Genomic DNA, 21,452 nt, shown 5'->3' on the forward strand with positions numbered 1-21,452 from the left:
AACTTTCCCTGCAAAGCCGTCTCAACCTCTGCACCAATGGCCATAGCACCACCATAGAGCCAAAACGACGAAACGCTGGCTTATTTACTGACGCGTCCTAAGCGGAAAGTACCTGCCTGGCCAGCCTGCCCCGCAAGGCAGCCGCGCCACGGACGATAAGGGCGGCGCCAAGATGATCAAACGCTGGATGCGCGATGACGTGCTGGCCGGAGTACAGCAGCTTAGGCCCATCGCCGAGGAAGCCGGCCTCTCCATGCCCCAGCTTGCCGTTGCTTGGGTGCTGCAGAACCCGAACGTTGCTTCTGCCATCATCGGCGCCTCGCGGCCCGAGCAGATCGCAGAAGCCGTGGCTGCATCGGGAGTCACCCTGGAGGCGGACATCATGAAGAAGATCGACGCCGCGATCGGCTCGCTCGCCGAACGCGATCCCGCGCAGACGAAAGCTTCTTCGCCGTCCACCCGGGAAGCGTAAAGTAGCGACGCGCCGACCGGTCCTGACCGGAAGCCTGCCCTCCCAAACCAATCGCTGCCATGGTGCTATGAAAAGGAACGGAGGCCGTTCCGCTCTCGGAGGATCCCCCGCGGGGAGGCCGCGGACCGACGAGAGCGGCACAGCGGGTGGACCGGTCCGGATGAAGAGTATGTGACGGGCCTGAGCCGTTGAGAGGGAGCGGAGCCGGGCATGCTGCAGAAGCTCTGACCGGATCGGACTGGAGCCTAATAGGCGACGCCGACGCTCTGCCATAGATACACAAAGTACATCAGGGTCAAGTTGTTAAACCGTGCCCCTTTCCGTGAAGCGCGTCACTGACGAGGCCCGACCGCCCGGCTACCCTATCGTTGCCCCGTTGATATGTCGGACGGGCAGCAAGCCTGCTCCCTAGGAATGCGCTGAACAATTTCGTGGTTTAAGGCGCGCCGTTCGGGTTTCTTGTCTGGATCGTTAAGAATTGATTCATGCAAGGTATTGAGGTGGCCCAGCGCGGGTTTTTGGATGTGGAGTCACTGGCCGGGGAGTTACTGGCTCCGGGTGGTGCGTACGCGTTTTTGGCCGAACACCGGAGCCAACTTTTTCCGGATTCGATGATGGAGGACTTGTTTCCTTCCAAGCGGGGCCGGCCTTCGATTCCGGCCCCGGTGATTGGCGCTGTCCTGGTTTTGCAGGCCTTGGAGGGTTTGTCGGACCGGGCGACCGCGGAGGCATTGACCTTTGATCTTCGGTGGAAGGCCGCCTGCGGGTACGGGCTGAATGAAACAGCGTTCCACCCCTCGGCGCTGACTCATTGGCGCAAGCGCCTGCGGGCCAGCAGCAACCCGCACCGCATCAACGAGGCCGTGGCCCAGGTCATCACCGCAACCGGGGTCCTCACCGGCAGACACCGCCGGGCGGTGGACTCGACTGTGCTCCAGGATGCCGTGGCCAGGCAGGACACCATCACCCAGCTGGTTGCCGCGATCCGCCGCTTCGGGAAGACCATGCCCGGTGGGGCCACATTGATGGCGGTCCATGGAACCTCGTATGACTACACGCGCGCGGGCAAGCCGGACATTGCCTGGGATGACCGGGAAGCGAAGGACGCCCTGATCTCGGGGCTGGTCACCGACGCGCTGGCGCTGCTCGGCGCGGTGGACCCCGGCGCCCTGGACGAGGATTCCCCGGAGTACCAGGCGCATGTTTTGCTGGCCCTGGTCGCGGGCCAGGACGTGGAACCGGCCGAGGGCTCCGACGGCACCGACGGGCGGTGGCGGATCGCGCGGAAGGTCGCACCGGACCGGATGGTCTCCACCGTGGACCCCGAGGCCAGGCACGCGCACAAGTCCCGCTCGGTGATGATCGACGGGTACAAGTGCCACATCATCGCCGAACCAGAAACCGGTCTCTTCACAAACGCCTCCATGACCCGGGCCTCAGGCCCCGGCTCGAGTGACGCGGAGGCCGGGCTTGAGATGGTCGCTACCGATACGACCATGCAGGACGATGGCACGCACTACCAGGTGCTCGGGGACTCGGCGTACGGCTCCGGGGACATGCTCGAACACCTCCAGAAAGCGGGGCACCAGGCACTGGTCAAGCCCAAGCCCCTTCGCCCCGCAGTGCCCGGCGGCTATGACCTGGACGACTTCACCCACGACGAAGCCAACAACACGCTCACCTGCCCTGCCGGTGAGGTGCGCAGGATCAGCGCCAGGGGCAACGTGAACTTCGGCACCGCCTGCAAGGCGTGCCCGCTGCGGGACCAGTGCACCACAGCCAAGAATGGGCGCAAGGTCATCATCACCAAGCACCACGCCCGCCAGCGCGCCCACCGGGCCGCAGCCCGTGAACCCATGTTCCAGCACGACTACCGGGCCTATCGGCCCCTGGTGGAACGATCCATTGGCTGGCTGGTCGCCGGCGTGAACCGGCGCCTGAGATACCGGGGTGTGGAGAAAACCAACGCCTGGCTGCAGCTACGCGTCGCCGCACTGAACCTTCGGCGACTCCTGAAACTGGGCCTCAGCCGCCAAAAGACGGCATGGTCCCTGGGATAGAACCCAGGGAGGGGCCCGTCCCGACCGGGACCACAACCATCCCGACGGTAGCCACAAGACAGCCTTCCAAGTCCCCAAAATCCGCCAACCAGAATTTCCCGAAGCCAGAAAAGAGAGCCCCAGCGGGCCACCTACGCCTCCAGAAAAGGACTAGCAACGAAATCCAGGGGCCAGGATTGCCTCTTGTTCAGCGCCCTCCTAGCGGCTCACACCACAAGACTTAGATTGGTTCCCCGTGTCTACGCACACCTCCGAGACTCCCACAGTCACCGTGTTCCCTTGGATAGGCCTGCTCTCGCTTGCGTCTGCGATCTTCGTCTCGGTCACCAGCGAGTTCCTGCCGACCGGGCCCCTCCCCGTCATGGCGCACGACCTGGGCGTGGGACTCTCCGCTGCAGGATCACTTGTCACGATCTTTGCCGGCACGGTGGTCATCGCCACGACCCCGCTCGCGGTGCTTACGAGGCGATCTCGCGCAAGGCCCTAGTGGTCGTGGTATTACTCGTCATTGCGCTGGCAAACGTCCTCGCTGACCTCGCCCCTAGCTATGGGATACTCGTCTGTGCCCGTGTTCTCGGAGGCCTGGCACACGGCCTGTTCTGGGCGGTTGTCGCCGCTTACTCGGCCCACCTCGTGCCTAAACACCAATTAGGTCGGGCCGTTGCAATGACTGCGGGCGGAGGGTCGGCGGCCTTCGTTCTCGGCGTACCCGCGGGCACAACTCTCGGGCACGCGCTGGGGTGACGGGCTGCGTTCGCAATTCTCGGGGGCATCGTGCTGATCATCGCGGTCGTTGTTATCAGGTTCCTACCACCGGTGAATGACAAGGTAACGCTCAAGACGGGGGAGCCTTCCCTGCCGCTGCACAAAGACCGTAGCCTTCGCGGGGTGATCGTCGGGTGCGCCGTCATCGCCATCATCATCGCAGGGCAGAACACCTTCTACACCTATATCGCGCCATGGCTCATCCAAGTGGCCTATTTCCCGCCGCCGTCTGTCGCTTTCCTGCTCTTCCTGTTCGGTGGCGCCGGAGCTATCGGCCTCGTGCTCGCAGGCTTCGCGGCAGACCGATTCCCGAAGCGCAGTTTCGCACTGGCTGTGCTCGTCGTGATAGCGTCCGTTCTCGTGCTCGCACTGGTTTCGGCGAACCCTGTCATCGTCGTCGGGGCATTCGTCCTCTGGGGCGTTGCTTTCGGCGGCCTCCCGGCGATGCTGCAGACCCGCATGCTACGCACCGCCTCGTTCCGCATGCGAAACCTTGCAGCAGCGCTGCAGACGACCGCCTTCAACGTGGGGATCGGGGGCGGGGCACTCCTGGGCGGAGCCCTGCTGGACGGTGCCGGCATCCGATCACTTCCTATAGTCGAGATCATGTTCCTCACCACCGGTCTCGCCGTGAGCCTGGGAGCGGATGCCACGCATTCCAGACGTGTGAAATTCCTTCCGCCTGCTAAATAGGGTCCCGCTTGCCTGGCAGCGCTACCAGAAGCTGCGCAACATCTGCCACGCCCGCCCGGAGCGGGGCAGCGTGTCATCCCCGCCGCCGCCGGAAGGACATACTGCATGCTTACCCGCCGCTTGAATTCCTCCACGCCCACCCCATGCCACATTGTGCCCCCGAAGGAATGCGAAGTGACCCTGCGTTTGGTTTCGGCATATAGTCAGAGGGTGGAACAGCGCATCTTAGGCAAGACCGGACGGAACGTTTCAGTCATTGGACTGGGAACATGGCAACTGGGTGCGGACTGGGGCAACGTCGACCCGGCCCAGGCGCAGGCCATCCTCGCAGCCTCGGCGGAGGCCGGCGTGACCTTCTTCGACACCGCGGACGTGTACGGGGACGGCCGCAGCGAGCAGGCCATCGGAGCGTTCCTCGCCGACAACCCTGGCACGGGCATCACGGTGGCGACCAAGATGGGCCGCAGGCTGGAGCAGCGCCCGGAGAACTACAACCTGGCCAACTTCCGCCAATGGGTGGACCGCTCGCGCCGCAACCTTCGGGCCGACGCCCTGGACCTGGTTCAGCTGCACTGCCCGCCCACCGCCGTATACAGCCGCCCGGACGTGTACGACGCCCTGGATACCCTCGTTGCCGAGGGGGCCATCAAGAACTACGGCGTCAGCGTGGAACGGACCGATGAAGCCCTCGAAGCCCTGCGCCACGACGGGACGGCCTCAGTGCAGATCATTCTGAACGCCTTCCGGCTCAAGCCGCTGGAGGAGGTGCTCCCCGCTGCCAAGGCCGCGGGGGTGGGCATCATCGCCCGGGTTCCGCTCGCATCCGGCCTGCTCTCCGGGAAGTACACCAAGGACACCACCTTCGCCGAGGACGACCACCGCAACTACAACCGCGCCGGCGACGCGTTCGACGTCGGCGAAACCTTCTCCGGAGTGGACTTCGAACTGGGACTCAAGGCGGTGGCCGAGTTCGAGCAGCTGGTGCCGGAGGGCGCCGGTACCGCGCAGGCGGCCATCGCCTGGGTCACAGCCCAGGACGGCGTCACCTCGGTCATTCCCGGTGCCCGCACCGTTGAGCAGGCCAGGGCCAACGCCGCCGCGGCCGGAACCGCGATCACCCCGGAGTTCGACGACGGCGTGCGCTCAATCTACGACCGCTACTTCCGCGAGGCGGTCCACCCCCGCTGGTGAACGGACCGCAGGGTCACTTACGGCCCCGTCACCGTACGGGCGCCGTGTGGGGTTGGCGCAGCTGACACGCAGGTCCGCGGCTCCAGGCCCTGTAGCGGCGTTGTCCGCCTGGCCGGGGTGTCTTCATTTTATGGAGTGGGGGAGGGATGGCGGTTTCATGGTCGGCCATGGAGTAGATGGTCTCGGCCTTGTCTGTGAGGTGATCGATGCCTTCCATGGTGATGTTGATGGCCGTGGCGCGGTTCTTCAGGATGAGTGCGTCTTCCTTATGTGGCCGGAGCAGATGATCCGTGAATGTGGGAAATGACCGTCCGCTTGCGGTGCCGTATCGCTGGAGTCTTTTCGGGTCGGTGGTGCGCTGCCCCACGACGAGTTGCACGTCCACGTCCACGTCGCCGAGGGAATGAACCGTTGTCGAGGTAGCTGCCGAAGATTTTCGTGCGCTGCACAGAGCTTGGCGGGAGCGGAGTTGTAGGCTTTGGCCCGGTCCACCATTTCAGCGGCCAGCCGGTCCGCTGTCGTCCGTGTGATCGGTTTCCCGAAGCTGGGCATGGCGAGGGCATTTCCCGGGCGTTGTTGTTGTCCACCAAGGATGGTTGCCGGGAGAGTGCTCGGGACGCTTCGATGTACCCGGCGTCGTCAAAGCCACGAAGGGTGGCATGTGGGTCGGAAGCCCATGTGATGCAAGGAAGACAAGGCCCATTCCTCATGAACGTCTGCAAACCCAATGCGGCATAGGAAGTTCTTGGCTGCTGGGGCCGGCAATCCCGCGATGATGTCTGTCTTCGCAATTCCCATGCGGATCTCAGCGGCAGGTCGGCCCCATCGGTGTGCGGAGCGGCAGCGATCCGCAGTTGCACCTTGGCGACACGATTATCCAGGAACTCCGCAACCACGTCGGCAAGGAAATCGGCCCCATCTCCAAGCTCAAAGCAATCCTCGTCGTCCCCGAACTGCCCAAGACCCGCTCCGGCAAAATCATACGACGCCTCCTCAAAGGCGTCGCCGAAGGACGCGAAGTCGGAGACGCCACCACCCTTTTCGAAAACACTGTCATGGCACAGATCGCCAGCTCACTGAGATTGACTGTGCCCGGGTCCGGCCATTGTGCTCCTCTGGCCGAAGCTCCCAAGAAGGAAGGTATGTAATGCCAAGACCACGTGAGAGGACCGTTGCAAAAGGCGCACGGAATCTGGCCTCGGGTCCGGAAAGATGGGGAAATTACAAACGGGTGACCGGGTCCGCATTATCCCTAATGGTCATAGTCAGGCCGTCGGAAGCGTGGATGCCCTCATGCCTGACGGCTCCATCGCCTGGGTGGTGCAGGGAAAACGGCAGGGACAGGACTATGGTCCTGCGCGATGAACGCTTTAGCCTCCGGAGAGCGGGCGAGGACGACGGAACCTATCCCTATCGTGGCTCACTTCTACGGCCGGCGTCGTCAAGATAGCGCCGCCTGCATTCGGCCTTGGGTTACCTGCCGCCTTCGATCTTCCGGCTGCGCTGTTCATGTGCCATGGGGCCATAGGGGTACACCCCGACGCGCGGCTGGCTGGCCCGGGTCAGCCGCTCTGATTCCTCGGGGGTCAGTTCGAGGTCCGCCGCGGCGAGGTTGTCTGCCAGCTGCTCGATGTTGCGGGCGCCGAGGATCACGGACGTCACCGCGGGCCGGTCCGCCAGCCAGGCCAGAGCCACTTGCGAGGCGCTCACACCGTGGTCAGCGGCAGTCTTTTCCACTGTTCCGATGACGTCCCAGGTGCGGGGGTCGTCGTTGCGGGCCTGCCACGCTTCCATGCCTCGGTTGGGATTCTCGCCGAGCCGGGTGGCACCGGCGGGCGGCTCGTCACGCTTGTATTTGCCGGACAGCCAGCCGCCACCCAGGGGCGACCACGGCAGCAGGCCGATGTTCGCATCCAGGGAGGCCGGGACGATCTCCGACTCGATCTCGCGGACCAGCAGGCTGTACTGCGGCTGCAGGGTTACGGGGGCGCTCCAACCGTGGGCTTTGGCCAGGTGGACCGCCTTGGTCAGCTGCCACCCCAGGAAGTTGGAGAACCCGTAGTAGGCGATCTTGCCATTGCTGACGGAGTCGTGCAGGAAGCGGAGCGTCTCCTCCAGCGGTGTGATGGGGTCCCATGCGTGCATCTGGTAGAGGTCAATCCGCTCCACTCCCAGGCGGCGGAGGGAATCATCCAAGGCCCGGGTCAGGTGGCGGCGGGACGTGCCGACGTTGTTCGGGGCCTCGCCCATGGGGAAGCGTCCCTTGGTGGCCAGTACCACGCGGTCCTTGGATTCGGGCCGCTGCGCGAGCCAGCGTCCGATGATTTCCTCCGATACGCCGGCGCTGTAAACGTCAGCGGTGTCGATGAAGTTGCCGCCGGCGGCAACATAGTTATCCAGGATGGCGTGGGACGTTTCCTCGGTGGCCTCGGCCCCGAACGTCATGGTTCCCAGCGCGTAGTTCGAAACCACGGCGCCGCTGTTGCCCAGTGTGCGGTACTGCATGATGCTCCTCAGTTCTCGGTGGGGGTGGTGCGGTTGGGGTGGTAGGTCCGCCAGCTGTGCTCCGGTTCGAAGCCCAGCAGGCGCCTGGCCTTGTCGATGGACAGCATGGTCTCGTGTTCGCCTAGTTCCTTCGTCACCTGGACGTTAGGGAAAACCTCCGCGGCAAGACTGGCGCTGGAACGGGTCATGACGGTGTCCGCGTTCGCAATGATGAACGCCTTGAAGCCCGGCTGGCCTTTGTCCAGGGCACGCGCCACCGCCTGCGCCCCATCGCGGCCGTCGATGTATCCCCAGAGGTTCCATTTCCGCGCCTTGGCGTCTGAATCGAACGACGGGAACCGTTCGTAATCCTCGGCATCCATGACGTTGGAGAACCGCAGGCCCGTAATGCTCAGCTCCGGATCCCAGCGCGTCAACTCGATCGCCATCTGCTCCTCAAGATGCTTCACCAGCGAGTAGGTGCTTTCCGGCCTGGCGGGGTATTCCTCATCCACCGGGATGTAGGGAGGGTCGACGTCGAACGGCAGTCCCAGCACCGTCTCACTGGAGGCATAAACCACCTTCTTGATCCCGGCCCGCCGGCACGCCTGGAAGACGTTGTAGCTGGAGAGCATATTGTTCTCGAAGGTGGCGGCGTCCGGTAGGATGCCGGGCGCGGGAACGGCACCCAGGTGGACAACGGCGTCGAACCCTTTGTGCCTGTCGTCCAGACCGAGGAGCACATCGAGCACCTGTCCGTAATTGCGCAAGTCCACGACGGCCAGCCCAGGACTCCTGTCCCCGGCCCGGTCAAGGTTCAGCACCTCGTGGCCGTCATCGGTCAGCCTGCGGACCACGTGGCGCCCGAGCTTTCCGCTTCCGCCTGTCACTGCAATTCTCATGATTACTCCCTTACTTCATCCATCAAACTCGACATCCCGCGGCCAAGGCCGCGGCGGACGCCCCATCGGAACTCGGTACAGCCGGCGGGGCGGGCTGAATTGCCCACGCAGCCTCATGCAAAACGCTCGCCAGCCGGCCCTGCAGGTCGCTCAGCCTCCTGCGTGTGCCTCCAGCGCATCGTTCCGCTACGACAGGTGCATGCGGTAACGCGCTGCGGCCCTCGTGATTGATTGTGTTGATGAGCGTGTATGCCATCAGCGAGTAATCCATGGTCCTCTTCTTGTCTTCTAACGATGAACTGGTACGCCGCACTGCCTGCAACGTCCGCGCGGCTGCTCCTCGCCGCGGCCGAATATCATTTGCGCCCGGCGGCTTTCAGTAATGCCAGGTACCGGTCACCGGCGGCAAGGCTTCCAGCTTGACCGGAAAGGTTTCCCTGGTTTCGTGGGCCCCAGGCACCTGGCCTGGCAGACTGGCGCGGGAACCGGTTTCCTGAGGACTACACCATCGGACGTTACGCACCTCGCGCGGCATTGTCAGCAGGTTTTCCTGTCCCTGCTGTTCCTAGGACGCGGAGTCCTACCTTCCCTGCCCGAGGAAACGTGGACACGGCCATGGTGAATGGTAAACATGGGTCAGAGCGCGGAGCTCAAAAAGTTCCTGAAGGTAATGCGGTCACGGTTGACGCCGGAGAAAGCCGGGATCGGCTCCACCTCGGGTTGGCGGCGCGTGCCCGGGCTGCGGCGCGAAGAGATCGCCCGGCTGGCCGACGTGAGCACCGACTACTACGCCCGGTTGGAACAGGGCCGCAACATCCACCCCTCCCGGGCAGTGCTGGATTCGGTGGCGAGGGCTTTGAGCTTAGATTCAAGCGAACAGGCGCACATTATGGACCTCCTGGAGAACTGCGCAATGTCCGAGCGTCCGCATGCTCCAGCACAAAGCGTGCGGCCAGCGCTGCGGCAACTCCTTGAATCTGTTGGCAACGTGCCCGCCCTCATTCTGGGCCGCCGCACCGACGTGTTGGCCGGAAACGATCTGGCCTTCCTCCTGTTCGCCGATTTCCCGTCCATGGCGGCGGCGGAGCGGAACCTCACCCGGTGGATCATCCTCGACCCTTCCGCACGTGAGCTCTTCCGGGACTGGAAGACGGTCGCGTCCGAAGCGGTGGGAACCCTTCGTTCCGATGTTGGCTGGCATCCCAACGACGCCCAAGCTAGTCAGCTGGTAGGCGAACTCGCGGTGCACAGTGAGCACTTCCGCCAATGGTGGGCCGGACACTTAGTGGCCACAGGCTCCGCCGGCAGTGTGCGACTCCACCATCCCATCGTAGGGTACCTCGAACTGACCAGAAATTCGCTTCCTAATTGTAAAACGGGGTATGGCGAATGTCGGTCGGCCAAAGGCCGTGTTGGAGCTTTCAAATGAGGAACGCGAGACGTTGGAGCGGTGGTTGCGGCGGCGCAAGTCCTCGTAGGCCCTGGCGGTGCGGTCCAGAATTGTGCTGGCGTGCGCGGAGGGGTTGACGAATGTGGCTGCCGCGGCCCGGTGCGGGGTTGATGTGAGGTGTGTCAAGGATGTGAGAGAGTCGCGTAGTTTCTTTTTGGTGAGGCAGCCGCGGGAAGCGGTTGTGCGGTTGGCGTGAAGGCCGCCATTGCGGTGGCTGGCGGCAGGCCGTCATTGTTGCTGTGGGGTCGCCAGCGGTTGTAGAACACTTCGATGTACTTGCCCGCATACAGCACGAAGTGGACTCCCGTCCGGCCCTTGTGGCCGGGCGGGTAGTCCCGTTTGTGATCCCTTCGTTCCCGGTTCTTCCGGCCGCCGGCAGCGTCCTCGCAGGATCACCGCTTCTGCTTGGCGCCCAGAACTGCGGCTGGGCGGACGGCCCGTGGACGGGTGAGGTGTCGCCGTCGCTCCTGGCGGAGCTGGGGGTAGCCATCGTGGAGATCGGCCACGCCGAACGGCGGCGGTATTTCGGCGAGGACAGCACCATGATCGCCCGGAAGGTCAGGGCAGTCGACGCGGCCGGCATCACCCCGCTGCTGTGCGTGGGCGAGGAAACCCGCAATGAAAAAAGCGGGACCGGAGCCAGCAGTGCGGCTGCGTTTGTCCATCAGCAGATCAACGAGGCGGTCGGCGGTGACTGGGCCCTGGCGTCCCGGCTCGTGATCGCCTACGAACCGGTCTGGGCCATTGGCGCAGCGGAGCCCGCCGGCGCAGGCTACGTCGCCGCCGTCGTGCGTTCACTCCGAACGCTGCTGGCTGCCCATTCGCACGAGGCAGGCAGCGCGGTGGGGGAGCTGCCGGTCATCTATGGCGGGTCCGCCAAGCCAGGGCTGCTGCCCGCGCTCGACGGCGTCTCCGGGCTCTTCCTGGGCCGGTTCGCCCACGATGCGGCGAACTTCGGCAAAGTCCTCGACGAGGCACTTTCCATGACGGCACTGCCGAAAGCCCTCCAAGGAACGTAGCCGGAGGAACCGCGTAGCGCCAAGGTCAGCCCGCGACGGCGCCGCGCAGGGACAGAATCCGCTGCAGCTGCTGCTGTTCCTCCATCTGGTGAAGCCGGACATCGCGGCCACTCAGGATGCGCTGCCGGATGAAGGCGAGTTGGGTGGCGGAGTGCAGGAACGCCTTCATCTGCGGCCGGCGGTTGTAGCCGGCAGCCCACTGCAGGGCAGTCCGCCTGCCGCGCGGTGTGGCCAACAGCTCCACCTCGGCGGGGCTGAACCAGCCGGCCGCGGAGTACTCCATCAGCCGTTGGCGCGTCAGCCGGTTTTCAGCGACGCGGAGCAGGATGATGCCCACAACGGCCAGCACAAAGATGGGCACCTGGATCAGGATGTACTCCGCCAGGAACCCCGCGCCCATGCTGTTCCACCGGTTGTGTAGCAGCATGGCCGGGATCAGTCCGATGACAAAGGCCAGCACCGAGGCCCCGGAGTGCCAGCGGCGGGCGGCGAAACCCATGATGAGTCCGGTGGTTCCAGTAAAGATGGCATGCGCGAACGGCGACATCACTCCGCGGAGCAGGAAGACCTGGGCCAGATCCGTTCCCGGGCTGGCGGATTCTGCGATGGCCCGCCCAAAGTAGAGGATGTTTTCGGTGAACGCGAAACCGCCGGCGATGGTGAAGGCAAACACCACGCCGTCCACCGGCCCGTCGAAGTGTTTCCGCGCCAGCAGCAGGATCAGCAGCAGGCCCAGGGACTTTGCGAACTCCTCCACCACGGGCGCCTGGACGGTAGCCATAAACGTCTGGAAGTCAGCCACGTCGCTGAACTGGAAGGTCAGGGCAAAGAACGGCTGGATCAGCAGCGTGACGGCGATGGACACGGCCGCGCCCCAGGTAAAAGCGAAAAACAGGAGCCGTTTGGGTTCCGGTTCCCACCTATCGATCAGGTAGACAGCCAGGAGCACTGCGGACAGCGGAATCAGTGACAGCACAAAACCCGCCAGGAACCCTCCCACGCCGGTGTTGGCCAGCAGGAACGGGACCACCAGGAACAGGCTCAGGAAGACGAGGGCGGCGCCTCCCACCGTGAGCGCCAGGAGGCCGGTGGACCGCCTGCCCGCGAGACTTGCCGGCGGAGGCCCCAGGGGCGGCAGGGGAGCTGCGTTGGTTCCGGGCGCCGGGCGGTAGTACTCCGGTTCAATCCGGCCCATCCAACTGGGGTTGGCCTGCCTGGGGAAGCGATCCGGTGGGCCGGCCGGCCCACCGGCCTGGCCGGAACCCGGCTGATGAGGGTCCATGGACATACTGGAAGCCTATGATGCCCCTGCCGATGTGGTAATTTTGAAACGCAAATGATCCTTTTTAATTCCGTCCCGTGAGGCGGGGAAAGGGGAGACGAGAGTTTGACTTCTGTCACAAACGCACCGGTTCCAGCCAGGGTTGTCCTCAACCAGGCGGACATCGACCGTGCACTCACTCGAATCGCCCACGAGATCCTTGAGGCCAACAAAGGGTCCCAGGACCTGGTCCTGCTGGGCATCCCGCGCCGCGGCTATCCGCTGGCCGTCCGCCTCGCACACAAGATTGCAGCCGCAGACCCCACCGTGGACGCCACCGCCATTGTCGGGCAGCTGGACGTCACCATGTTCCGCGATGACCTTTCCCACCAGCCCACCAGGCCGCCGTACCCCACCCAGCTCCCGCGCACGGGAATCGATAACAAGGTTGTGGTGCTCATTGATGATGTCCTGTACTCCGGGCGCACCATCCGTGCCGCCCTTGACGCCATCATCGACCTCGGCCGTCCGCGGATCGTCCGGCTCGCTGTGCTGATCGACCGCGGCCACCGTGAGCTGCCCATCAGGGCCGACCACGTGGGCAAGAACCTGCCTACTTCGTCCGCCGAGAAGGTCCGGGTCCGCCTCGAGGAAACCGACACCGCCGCCGACGGTTCCGTAGTCAACGAAGTGGTTATCGAGGGCGGCGCGTGAAACACCTCCTCTCCACTGAAGACCTCAGCCTGGCCAACGCCATCCGCATCCTCGACACCGCCGAAGAAATGGCTGCCGTTGGGGACCGCGAAGTCAAGAAGCTCCCGGCCCTCCGCGGCCGCACCGTGGTGAACCTCTTCTTCGAAGACTCAACCCGCACGCGGATCTCCTTCGAAGCGGCCGCCAAGAGGCTGTCCGCCGATGTCATTAACTTCGCCGCGAAAGGCTCATCCGTCTCCAAGGGCGAGTCCCTGAAGGACACAGCCCAGACGCTGGCAGCCATGGGCGCGGACGCCGTCGTGATCCGCCACTGGGCCTCGGGCGCGCCGCACCGGCTCGCCGCGACGGACTGGATCGACGCCGCCGTCATCAATGCCGGCGACGGCACCCACGAACACCCCACGCAGGCCCTCCTGGACGCCTTCACCATGCGCCGGCACTGGTCACAGCTGGCCGGCTCTGCCTCGACCGGGGCGGACCTCAAAGGCATGCGCGTAGCCATCGCCGGGGACGTCCTGCACTCCCGCGTGGCGCGCTCCAACGTCTGGCTGCTCCGCACGCTCGGCGCCGAAATCACCCTTGTGGCGCCACCCACCCTGCTGCCCATCGGCGTCGAACACTGGCCGTGCAAGGTCAGCTACGACATGGATGACACCCTGGCGCAGGGTGTGGACGCCGTGATGATGCTGCGCGTGCAGGGCGAGCGGATGAACGCCTCGTTCTTCCCGTCCACCCGCGAATACTCGCGCCGCTGGGGCTTCGATGACAACCGGCTCCGGGCGCTGGACAGCCTGGGACTGAAGGACACCATCATCATGCATCCCGGACCCATGAACCGTGGCCTGGAGATTTCCTCCGCCGCCGCCGACTCGCCCCGTTCCACTGTGCTTGCACAGGTCCGCAACGGCGTCTCGGTCCGGATGGCCACCCTCTATCTGCTGCTCTCCGGGGATACCCGCGAACCAGCCGCCACAGCGGGCGCGGCCCGCAACCATTCCACCAAGGAGAGCAACTGATGGCAGAGAACAACGGAACCTACCTGATCCGCGGTGCATCAATCCTGGGCGCCGGGGCCGAGGACCTGCTCATCAGTGCCGGCATCATCGCCGCCCGGGGCGCAGCCGCTGCCACCCACCCAGACGTGGACGGCGCCGCCGTCATCGAAGCCGCCGGCCTGGTGGCACTGCCCGGCATGGTGGACGTGCACACGCACCTGCGCGAACCCGGCCGCGAAGATGCCGAAACCGTGGAGACCGGCACCCGCGCCGCCGCCCTGGGCGGTTTCACCGCGGTCCACGCCATGGCCAACAGCAACCCGGTGGCGGACACAGCCGGTGTGGTGGAACAGGTCCACAGCCTGGGCCGCGCGGCCGGCTGGGTGGACGTGCGTCCCGTCGGCGCCGTGACCGTCGGCCTGGCCGGCGAACAGCTCGCCGAACTCGGTGCCATGGCAGATTCCCGTGCCCAGGTCCGCATGTTCTCCGACGACGGCATCTGCGTCCATGATCCGGTGCTGATGCGCCGCGCCTTGGAGTACGTCAAAGCGTTCGACGGCGTGGTGGCCCAGCACGCGCAGGAACCCCGCCTTACCGCCGGGGCCCAGATGAACGAGGGCGCCGTCTCCGCCGTCCTGGGACTCACCGGCTGGCCGGCGGTGGCCGAGGAGAGCATCATCGCCCGTGACGTCCTGCTGGCGCAGCACGTGGACTCCCGCCTGCACGTCTGCCACGTCTCCACCGCCGGCTCCGTGGAGATCATCCGCTGGGCCAAGGAACGCGGCATCAACGTCACCGCCGAAGTCACCCCGCACCACCTCCTGCTCACCGACGACTTGGTCCGCAGCTACAACCCTGTGTACAAGGTCAACCCGCCGCTGCGGACGGATGCAGATGTGCAGGCACTGCGCGCCGGCCTGGCGGACGGCACCATTGACGTGGTGGGCACCGACCACGCCCCGCACCCGAGCGAGCACAAGGAATGCGAGTGGGCGCAGGCCGCGATGGGCATGACCGGGCTGGAAACCGCGCTGTCCGTGGTCCAGCACACCATGATCGAAACCGGCCTCATGACCTGGGCCGATTTCGCCCGCGTGACTTCCACCGCGGCGGCCCTGATCGGCCGAGTGGCGGACCAGGGCCGTCCACTGGACGCCGGCGAACCCGCCAACATTGTTTTGGTGGACCCGGCTGCCCGGTGGACCGTTGACCCAGCCAAGATGGCAACCATGGGCCGCAACTCCCCGTTCGCCGGCCTGGAGCTGCCGGGCAAGGTGGTGGCCACGTTCTACAAGGGCCACCCCACCGTCCTGGACGGCCAGCTCAACACGCCGTACCGCGAACCGTCCGCGGCAGGCGCCTCCTGATGGACACCAAACTACTCACCGGCCTCATCACGGCCGCGCTCATCGCCGTCGTTCTGCTGATGATCTGGGTAGGCTGGCGCAACCGACTCAGGCGGCAGGCCGACGTCGGCCGGTTGCCCGACGTGCCACAGGCGCCCGGAGTGCCGCTCGCCGGGGCCGACGGCCAGTACGTTGCGTCCACCACCGCCGGAGACTGGCTGGACCGCATCGCGGTACACCGGCTTGGCATCCGGACCAATGCCGTCCTTAGCGTGTACCCGCACGGCGTCCTCTTCGACAGAACCGGTGCCCCGGCGCTCTACATCCCGGCCGGAAGCCTCACCGCCGTCCGGCAGGAAAGCGGAATGGCCGGCAAATTCGTGGAGAAGGACGGCCTCCTGGTCCTCACCTGGGACCTTGGAACGCACGAACTCGACACGGGCTTCCGGACCCGCCGGGCCGCCGACAAGGACGCCCTCTATGACTCCCTTCAGCAATTGATCGCCGCAGCCCCCCAGGCGGATCCCCAGAGTGGAAAGTAAGACAGTGACAGAAACAGCGACAGCAAAAGCAGAGACTGCGGCACCAGCAGCCCTTTCCACCACGGTTCCCACACCGGCGGTATTCGTCCTGGAGGACGGCCGCATGTTCCGCGGCACCAGCTACGGCGCGCAGGGCACTGCCCTGGGCGAGGCAGTGTTCGCCACCGGCATGACCGGCTACCAGGAAACCATCACCGATCCTTCCTACGCCCGCCAGCTGGTGGTGCAGACCGCGCCGCACATCGGCAACACTGGTGTGAACAGCGAGGACGCCGAGTCCCGCCGCATCTGGGTGGCCGGCTACATCGTCCGCGACGCCGCCCGCCGCCCTTCCAACTGGCGCTCCGAACGCTCCCTGGACGAGGAACTCATCGAGCAGGGAATCGTCGGCATCCAGGGCGTGGACACCCGTGCCATCACCCGCCACCTGCGTGAGCACAAGACCATGCGCGCCGGCATCTTCTCGGGTGCGGCCGCCAAGGCCACGGACAAGGAACTCGTTGACGCGGTCCTGGCCAGCGCCCCGATGGAAGGCGCCCGCCTGGCCGAGGAAGTCAGCGTCAGCGAAGCCTACGTGGTGGACCCCAAGGACCACGGCTGGGACGGCGAGCCGCGCTTCAGCATTGCCGCGATCGACCTCGGCATCAAGGCCATGACCCCCATCCGCTTCGCCGAGCGCGGCGTCCGCGTCCATGTCCTGCCGGCAACCTCCACCCTCGAGGACGTCAAGGCCGTCAACCCGGACGGCTTCTTTATGTCCAACGGCCCCGGCGACCCCGCCACGGCAGACGCCCAGGTCAAGCTGCTGCGCTCCGTCCTGGACCAGAAGCTGCCGTACTTCGGCATCTGCTTCGGCAACCAGATCCTGGGACGCGCCCTGGGCTTCGGCACCTACAAGCTCCGTTACGGCCACCGCGGCATCAACCAGCCCGTCCTGGACCGCCGCACCGGCAAGGTGGAGATCACCTCACAGAACCATGGCTTCGCCGTGGACGCACCGCTCGACGGCGCCACGCAGGCTCCCGAGGAGCGCTACGGCCGCGTTGAGGTCAGCCACATCAGCCTCAACGACGACGTCGTTGAAGGCCTCGCGTGCCTGGACATCCCGGCCTTCTCGGTGCAGTACCACCCGGAAGCCGCAGCCGGCCCGCACGACGCCGCCTACCTGTTTGACCGTTTCATCGACCTGATGGCCGTCACCAAAACCGGCGCAGAGAACACCACCGATTCCAAGACTGAGGACAAGAAGTAATGCCCAAGAGAACTGACCTTAAGAGCGTCCTGGTCATCGGTTCCGGCCCGATCGTGATCGGCCAGGCCGCGGAGTTCGACTACTCCGGCACCCAGGCACTGCGTGTCCTCAAGGAGGAGGGCCTGCGGGTCATCCTGGTGAACTCGAACCCGGCCACCATCATGACGGACCCCGAATTCGCCGATGCCACCTACATCGAGCCCATCACCCCCGAGGTGGTCGAGAAGATCATCGCCAAGGAGCGCCCGGACGCGATCCTGCCCACCCTGGGCGGGCAGACTGCACTGAACACGGCCATCGCGCTGGACAAGAACGGCGTGCTGGCAAAGTACAACGTGGAGCTCATCGGCGCGAACATCGCGGCCATCGAGCTCGGCGAGGACCGCGAAAAGTTCAAGGGCGTGGTGGAACGCTGCGGCGCCGAATCGGCCCGCAGCCACATCATCCACACCATGGACGAGGCCTTCACCGCCGCCGAGGACCTCGGCTACCCGATGGTGGTCCGGCCCTCGTTCACCATGGGCGGCCTCGGCTCCGGCCTGGCGTACAACGAAAACGATCTCCGCCGCATCGTGGGCCAGGGCCTGCAGTACAGCCCCACCAGCGAGGTGCTGCTCGAAGAGAGCATCCTCGGCTGGAAGGAATACGAGCTTGAGATGATGCGCGACAAAAACGACAACGTCGTGGTGGTCTGCTCCATCGAAAACTTCGACCCCGTGGGCGTGCACACCGGCGACTCCATCACCGTGGCACCGGCGCTGACCCTGACGGACCGCGAATACCAGCGGCTGCGCGACATCTCCATCGCCGTCATCCGTGAGGTGGGCGTGGACACCGGCGGCTGCAACATCCAGTTCGCCATCGAGCCGGACACCGGCCGGGTAGTGGTCATCGAGATGAACCCGCGCGTGTCCCGGTCCTCCGCCCTGGCGTCCAAGGCCACGGGCTTCGCCATCGCCAAGATCGCCACCAAGCTCTCCCTCGGCTACACGCTGGACGAGATCCCGAACGACATCACGCAGAAGACCCCGGCGTCGTTCGAACCCACCCTGGACTACGTGGTGGTCAAGGTTCCGCGCTTCGCCTTCGAGAAGTTCCCGGCCGCTGACGACACCCTCACCACTACCATGAAGTCCGTCGGCGAAGCCATGGCAATGGGCCGCAACTTCACCGAGGCCCTGCAGAAGGCCCTGCGCTCCCTGGAGCAGAAGGGCTCGCAGCTGGACTTCAGCTCCGTCCCCGAATGGGAAGTCCCGGAGCTGATCGAGAAGGCCAAGCGGCCCACCACGGAACGCCTGCACCAGGTCCAGCGTGCCCTGCTCGGCGGCGCCACCGTGGAACAGCTGTTCGAAGCCACCAAGATCGACCCCTGGTACCTGGACCAGCTCCAGTTGCTCAACGAGATCTCCCACGAGATCCGCCAGGCCGGAGCCCTGACCGTGGAGATGCTCAAGCGCGCCAAACGCCACGGCTTCTCGGACGAGCAGATCGGTTCCCTCACGCACAACTCCGAAGCCGTGGTCCGCGGTGTGCGGCAGGCCCTCGGGATCCGTCCGGTCTACAAGACGGTGGACACCTGCGCCGCCGAGTTCGCCGCCTATACCCCGTACCACTACTCGTCCTATGACGAGGAGGACGAGATTGCGCTGCACTCCAAGCCGTCCATCCTGATCCTCGGCTCCGGCCCCAACCGCATCGGCCAGGGCATCGAGTTCGACTACTCCTGCGTCCACGCCTCCATGGCGCTGCGCAAGGCCGGCTACGAGACCGTGATGGTCAACTGCAACCCGGAGACGGTCTCCACGGACTACGACGTCTCCACCCGCCTGTACTTCGAGCCGCTGACCCTGGAGGACGTCCTCGAGGTCATCGCCGCCGAGGAACGCACCGGCGGCGTGATGGGTGTCTTTGTTCAGCTCGGTGGCCAGACGCCGCTGAAGCTGGCGCAGCAGCTGGCCGACGCCGGCGTCCCCATCCTGGGCACGTCCCCGGAAGCGATCGACCTCGCCGAGCACCGCGGCGAGTTCTCCCGCGTGCTGGACAACGCCGGGTTGATCGCCCCGAAGAACGGCACCGCGGTCTCCTTCGACGACGCCAAGAAGATCGCCGACGAGATTGGCTACCCCGTCCTGGTCCGTCCGTCCTACGTGCTCGGCGGCCGCGGCATGGAAATCGTCTACGACGAGCCGAACCTCTCCCGGTACATCGCCAACGCCACGGAAATCACGCCGGACCACCCGGTGCTGATCGACCGCTTCCTGGAGGACGCCGTCGAAATCGACGTAGACGCCCTCTTCGACGGCACCGACATGTACCTGGGCGGCATCATGGAACACATCGAGGAGGCCGGCATCCACTCCGGCGACTCCGCGTGTGTCCTGCCTCCCATCACCCTGGGCAACAACGTGATCGAGCGTGTCCGCACGGCAACCCGCGCCATCGCCGAGGGCGTGGGCGTCCGCGGCCTGATCAACATCCAGTTCGCGCTGGCCTCGGACGTGCTCTACGTGCTCGAAGCGAACCCGCGTGCCTCCCGCACCGTGCCGTTCGTCTCCAAGGCCACGGGCGTCCAGATGGCCAAGGCCGCCGCGCTGATCGGCACGGGTGTCACCATCCACCAGCTCCGGACCGCTTACAAGATGCTGCCGGAAACCGGCGACGGCTCCACGCTGCCGCTCGACGCCCCGGTATCGGTCAAGGAAGCCGTGCTTCCGTTCAGCCGCTTCCGCACCCCGGAAGGCAAGGTAGTGGACTCGCTGCTCGGCCCGGAAATGCGGTCCACCGGCGAAGTCATGGGCATCGACAAGCACTTCGACACCGCCTTCGCCAAGAGCCAGGCAGCCGCCAACAATGCCCTGCCCACCGAAGGCAAGATCTTCGTCTCCGTGGCAAACCGGGACAAGCGGGCGGTCATCATGGCCGTCAAGCGCCTCTCGGACCTCGGCTTTGAGATTGTCTCCACCGGCGGCACCGCCGACGTCCTGCGCCGCAACGGCATCCAGGCCAGCACGGTCCGCAAGGTCGCCGAGGGCAGCAGTGCCGAAGGTGAGGGCACCATCGCAGACCTCGTAATCGCCGGCGAGATCGACATGGTCTTCAACACCCCCTCCGGCGGCGAGGCCCGCAGCGACGGCTACGCCCTGCGTGCCGCCGCGACCTCCATCGGCATCCCCTGCATCACCACGGTGGCCGAGTTCAACGCGGCGGTGCAGGCCATCGAGGCGATGCGTACCTACGAGTGGTCAGTGACCAGCCTGCAGGAGCACGCCGCCGCCCTGGTGGCGTCCCAGAAGGCAGCTGCGGAGAACGCGGCGGCCGAGTCTGCGGTTTCGCAGAATGCCTGAGGCCGGTTCCGCCGCATCAAGCCCCGCCGGCCGGGAGTCCTTTGGCTCCCGGCTCGGGGCGGCCATGGCGGCCCGCGGCCCGCTGTGCGTGGGCATTGACCCGCACCCGGCACTCCTGAAGGACTGGGGACTCGCCGACGACGCCGCAGGGCTGAGGCGGTTTTCGCTGACGGTCTTGGAAGCCATCGGTTCGCTCGCTGCCGCGGTGAAGCCGCAGGTGGCGCTCTACGAGCGCCACGGTTCGGCCGGGATGGCAGTCCTGGAAGAGGTCCTGGCCGCGGCAACGCAGGCGCAGGTCCTCACCATTGCTGACGCCAAGCGGGGCGATATCGGCTCCACGATGGCTGCCTACGCAGACGCCTGGCTGCGGGACGGCTCGTCCCTGGCTGCCGACTCCGTGACCCTTAGCCCGTACCTGGGGTTTGAGTCGCTCCGCCCGGCGCTTGACCTGGCAGCGGACTACGGCCGGGGCGTATTTGTCCTGGCGTTGACCTCCAACCCGGAGGGGGCTTCCGTGCAGCATGTGGGCGGAGCCGACTCCGTGGCCCGGCGGATCGTCGAGGCGGCAGCGGCAGAGAACAGCCGTTATGCCGGCGGCCTGGGGTCCGTTGGACTCGTCGTCGGCGCCACTGTGGGGTCAGCGTTGACTGACCTGCACCTGGACCTCCCGGCGGTCCGTGGACCCATCCTGGCCCCGGGACTGGGCGCCCAGGGTGCCACACCGGCAGACCTGCGCCGAACCTTCGGGGCGGCGTACCCGCAGGTCCTGGGGACGTCCAGCCGGGATATCCTGGCTGCCGGTCCAGGGACCCAGGGTCTCCGTGATGCTGCGTTGCGCACTCTTGAGGGGCTCATCGGCAAATAGGCGCCCTCAATGCTGGCATCCATTGATTCACCGCCCACCAAGGGGTAGGTTTCAGGACAAGTCCAACGGCGGTCGCCTTGGACTCAGCCGATGAATC

15 protein-coding genes and 4 pseudogenes are annotated in these 21,452 nt (G+C 65.6%); 15 read left to right on the plus strand and 4 right to left on the minus strand.

The window, feature by feature from the left end; translation table 11 throughout:
* Nucleotides 1-94: 94 nt before the first annotated feature.
* The 5 genes and pseudogenes from ACX80M_RS01915 to ACX80M_RS01935 form a co-directional block, all read left to right on the plus strand.
* Nucleotides 95-472, plus strand: a pseudogene (locus tag ACX80M_RS01915) (aldo/keto reductase); the annotation flags it as partial.
* 485 nt (nucleotides 473-957) lie between these two features.
* The gene (locus ACX80M_RS01920) at nucleotides 958-2,532 is read left to right on the plus strand and encodes an IS1182 family transposase (RefSeq protein ID WP_459308550.1); all 1,575 of its coding nucleotides are present in this window, start codon (nucleotides 958-960) and stop codon (nucleotides 2,530-2,532) included.
* A gap of 235 nt (nucleotides 2,533-2,767) precedes the next feature.
* Complete coding sequence (locus ACX80M_RS01925; RefSeq protein ID WP_459308552.1) at nucleotides 2,768-3,019, plus strand: hypothetical protein; 252 nt, start codon at nucleotides 2,768-2,770, stop codon at nucleotides 3,017-3,019.
* A gap of 5 nt (nucleotides 3,020-3,024) precedes the next feature.
* Nucleotides 3,025-3,990, plus strand: a pseudogene (locus tag ACX80M_RS01930) (MFS transporter).
* Between the two features lie 210 nt (nucleotides 3,991-4,200).
* A complete protein-coding gene (locus ACX80M_RS01935; RefSeq protein ID WP_459308554.1) occupies nucleotides 4,201-5,181 on the plus strand; it encodes an aldo/keto reductase in 981 nt (326 codons plus the stop codon).
* Nucleotides 5,182-5,209: 28 nt separating this feature from the next.
* Here ACX80M_RS01935 and ACX80M_RS01940 read toward each other — a convergent pair whose 3' ends face one another.
* Nucleotides 5,210-5,572 carry a hypothetical protein gene (locus tag ACX80M_RS01940; protein WP_459308556.1) on the minus strand — a complete coding sequence of 121 codons (363 nt, stop codon included), beginning with the start codon at nucleotides 5,570-5,572 and terminating at the stop codon, nucleotides 5,210-5,212.
* 472 nt (nucleotides 5,573-6,044) lie between these two features.
* On the opposite strand from ACX80M_RS01940, the pseudogene ACX80M_RS01945 reads away from it, so the two are divergent.
* Nucleotides 6,045-6,329: pseudogene (locus tag ACX80M_RS01945) on the plus strand (AMP-binding enzyme); the annotation flags it as partial.
* A 325-nt stretch (nucleotides 6,330-6,654) separates the two neighbouring features.
* On the opposite strand, the gene ACX80M_RS01950 reads toward ACX80M_RS01945, so the two are convergent.
* Nucleotides 6,655-7,686 (minus strand): aldo/keto reductase, encoded by a 1,032-nt coding sequence (locus tag ACX80M_RS01950; protein ID WP_459308558.1) that lies wholly within the window; start codon nucleotides 7,684-7,686, stop codon nucleotides 6,655-6,657.
* Between the two features lie 8 nt (nucleotides 7,687-7,694).
* Nucleotides 7,695-8,567 carry an NAD-dependent epimerase/dehydratase family protein gene (locus ACX80M_RS01955; protein ID WP_459308560.1) on the minus strand — a complete coding sequence of 291 codons (873 nt, stop codon included), beginning with the start codon at nucleotides 8,565-8,567 and terminating at the stop codon, nucleotides 7,695-7,697.
* A gap of 631 nt (nucleotides 8,568-9,198) precedes the next feature.
* On the opposite strand from ACX80M_RS01955, the gene ACX80M_RS01960 reads away from it, so the two are divergent.
* Nucleotides 9,199-9,996 (plus strand): helix-turn-helix transcriptional regulator, encoded by a 798-nt coding sequence (locus ACX80M_RS01960; protein ID WP_459308562.1) that lies wholly within the window; start codon nucleotides 9,199-9,201, stop codon nucleotides 9,994-9,996.
* Nucleotides 9,997-10,292: 296 nt separating this feature from the next.
* A pseudogene (locus tag ACX80M_RS01965) lies at nucleotides 10,293-11,036 on the plus strand (triose-phosphate isomerase family protein); the annotation flags it as partial.
* Between the two features lie 25 nt (nucleotides 11,037-11,061).
* Here ACX80M_RS01965 and ACX80M_RS01970 read toward each other — a convergent pair.
* Nucleotides 11,062-12,324: a PrsW family intramembrane metalloprotease gene (locus ACX80M_RS01970; protein ID WP_459308564.1), complete on the minus strand. Its 1,263-nt coding sequence runs from the start codon at nucleotides 12,322-12,324 to the stop codon at nucleotides 11,062-11,064.
* 99 nt (nucleotides 12,325-12,423) lie between these two features.
* Between ACX80M_RS01970 and pyrR the strand changes: the two genes are divergently transcribed.
* Genes pyrR through pyrF form a run of 7 tightly spaced genes read left to right on the plus strand, consistent with a single transcriptional unit; the run spans nucleotide 12,424 to nucleotide 21,355 of the window.
* Complete coding sequence (pyrR, locus tag ACX80M_RS01975) at nucleotides 12,424-13,011, plus strand: bifunctional pyr operon transcriptional regulator/uracil phosphoribosyltransferase PyrR (RefSeq protein ID WP_459308566.1); 588 nt, start codon at nucleotides 12,424-12,426, stop codon at nucleotides 13,009-13,011.
* On the plus strand, nucleotides 13,008-14,027 hold the full coding sequence (locus ACX80M_RS01980; protein WP_252607999.1) for an aspartate carbamoyltransferase catalytic subunit: 1,020 nt from the start codon (nucleotides 13,008-13,010) through the stop codon (nucleotides 14,025-14,027). Before pyrR ends, ACX80M_RS01980 begins: the two co-directional genes overlap by 4 nt.
* A complete protein-coding gene (locus tag ACX80M_RS01985) occupies nucleotides 14,027-15,373 on the plus strand; it encodes a dihydroorotase (protein WP_252607998.1) in 1,347 nt (448 codons plus the stop codon). Before ACX80M_RS01980 ends, ACX80M_RS01985 begins: the two co-directional genes overlap by 1 nt.
* Nucleotides 15,373-15,894, plus strand: coding sequence for a PH-like domain-containing protein (locus ACX80M_RS01990; protein ID WP_252598893.1), 522 nt, complete (start codon nucleotides 15,373-15,375; stop codon nucleotides 15,892-15,894). The genes ACX80M_RS01985 and ACX80M_RS01990 overlap by 1 nt, the downstream gene beginning before the upstream one ends.
* Nucleotides 15,875-17,146, plus strand: a complete 1,272-nt coding sequence (gene carA, locus ACX80M_RS01995; protein ID WP_374209989.1) for a glutamine-hydrolyzing carbamoyl-phosphate synthase small subunit — start codon at nucleotides 15,875-15,877, stop codon at nucleotides 17,144-17,146. The genes ACX80M_RS01990 and carA overlap by 20 nt, the downstream gene beginning before the upstream one ends.
* Nucleotides 17,146-20,490, plus strand: coding sequence for a carbamoyl-phosphate synthase large subunit (gene carB, locus ACX80M_RS02000; protein ID WP_252598892.1), 3,345 nt, complete (start codon nucleotides 17,146-17,148; stop codon nucleotides 20,488-20,490). Before carA ends, carB begins: the two co-directional genes overlap by 1 nt.
* On the plus strand, nucleotides 20,483-21,355 hold the full coding sequence (pyrF, locus tag ACX80M_RS02005; RefSeq protein WP_252598891.1) for an orotidine-5'-phosphate decarboxylase: 873 nt from the start codon (nucleotides 20,483-20,485) through the stop codon (nucleotides 21,353-21,355). Before carB ends, pyrF begins: the two co-directional genes overlap by 8 nt.
* Nucleotides 21,356-21,452 lie beyond the last annotated feature (97 nt).

This window comes from Pseudarthrobacter sp. MDT1-22 (assembly GCF_054511035.1).

What these genes read in the sequence shown, in the direction of transcription:
- ACX80M_RS01920 (WP_459308550.1), top strand. Translation starts at nt 958, where the DNA reads ATGCAAGGTATTGAGGTGGCCCAGCGCGGGTTTTTGGATGTGGAGTCA.
- ACX80M_RS01950 (WP_459308558.1), bottom strand. Translation starts at nt 7,686, where the DNA reads ATGCAGTACCGCACACTGGGCAACAGCGGCGCCGTGGTTTCGAACTAC.
- ACX80M_RS01955 (WP_459308560.1), bottom strand. Translation starts at nt 8,567, where the DNA reads ATGAGAATTGCAGTGACAGGCGGAAGCGGAAAGCTCGGGCGCCACGTG.
- ACX80M_RS01960 (WP_459308562.1), top strand. Translation starts at nt 9,199, where the DNA reads ATGGGTCAGAGCGCGGAGCTCAAAAAGTTCCTGAAGGTAATGCGGTCA.
- ACX80M_RS01970 (WP_459308564.1), bottom strand. Translation starts at nt 12,324, where the DNA reads ATGTCCATGGACCCTCATCAGCCGGGTTCCGGCCAGGCCGGTGGGCCG.
- ACX80M_RS01985 (WP_252607998.1), top strand. Translation starts at nt 14,027, where the DNA reads ATGGCAGAGAACAACGGAACCTACCTGATCCGCGGTGCATCAATCCTG.
- ACX80M_RS01990 (WP_252598893.1), top strand. Translation starts at nt 15,373, where the DNA reads ATGGACACCAAACTACTCACCGGCCTCATCACGGCCGCGCTCATCGCC.
- carB (WP_252598892.1), top strand. Translation starts at nt 17,146, where the DNA reads ATGCCCAAGAGAACTGACCTTAAGAGCGTCCTGGTCATCGGTTCCGGC.
- pyrF (WP_252598891.1), top strand. Translation starts at nt 20,483, where the DNA reads ATGCCTGAGGCCGGTTCCGCCGCATCAAGCCCCGCCGGCCGGGAGTCC.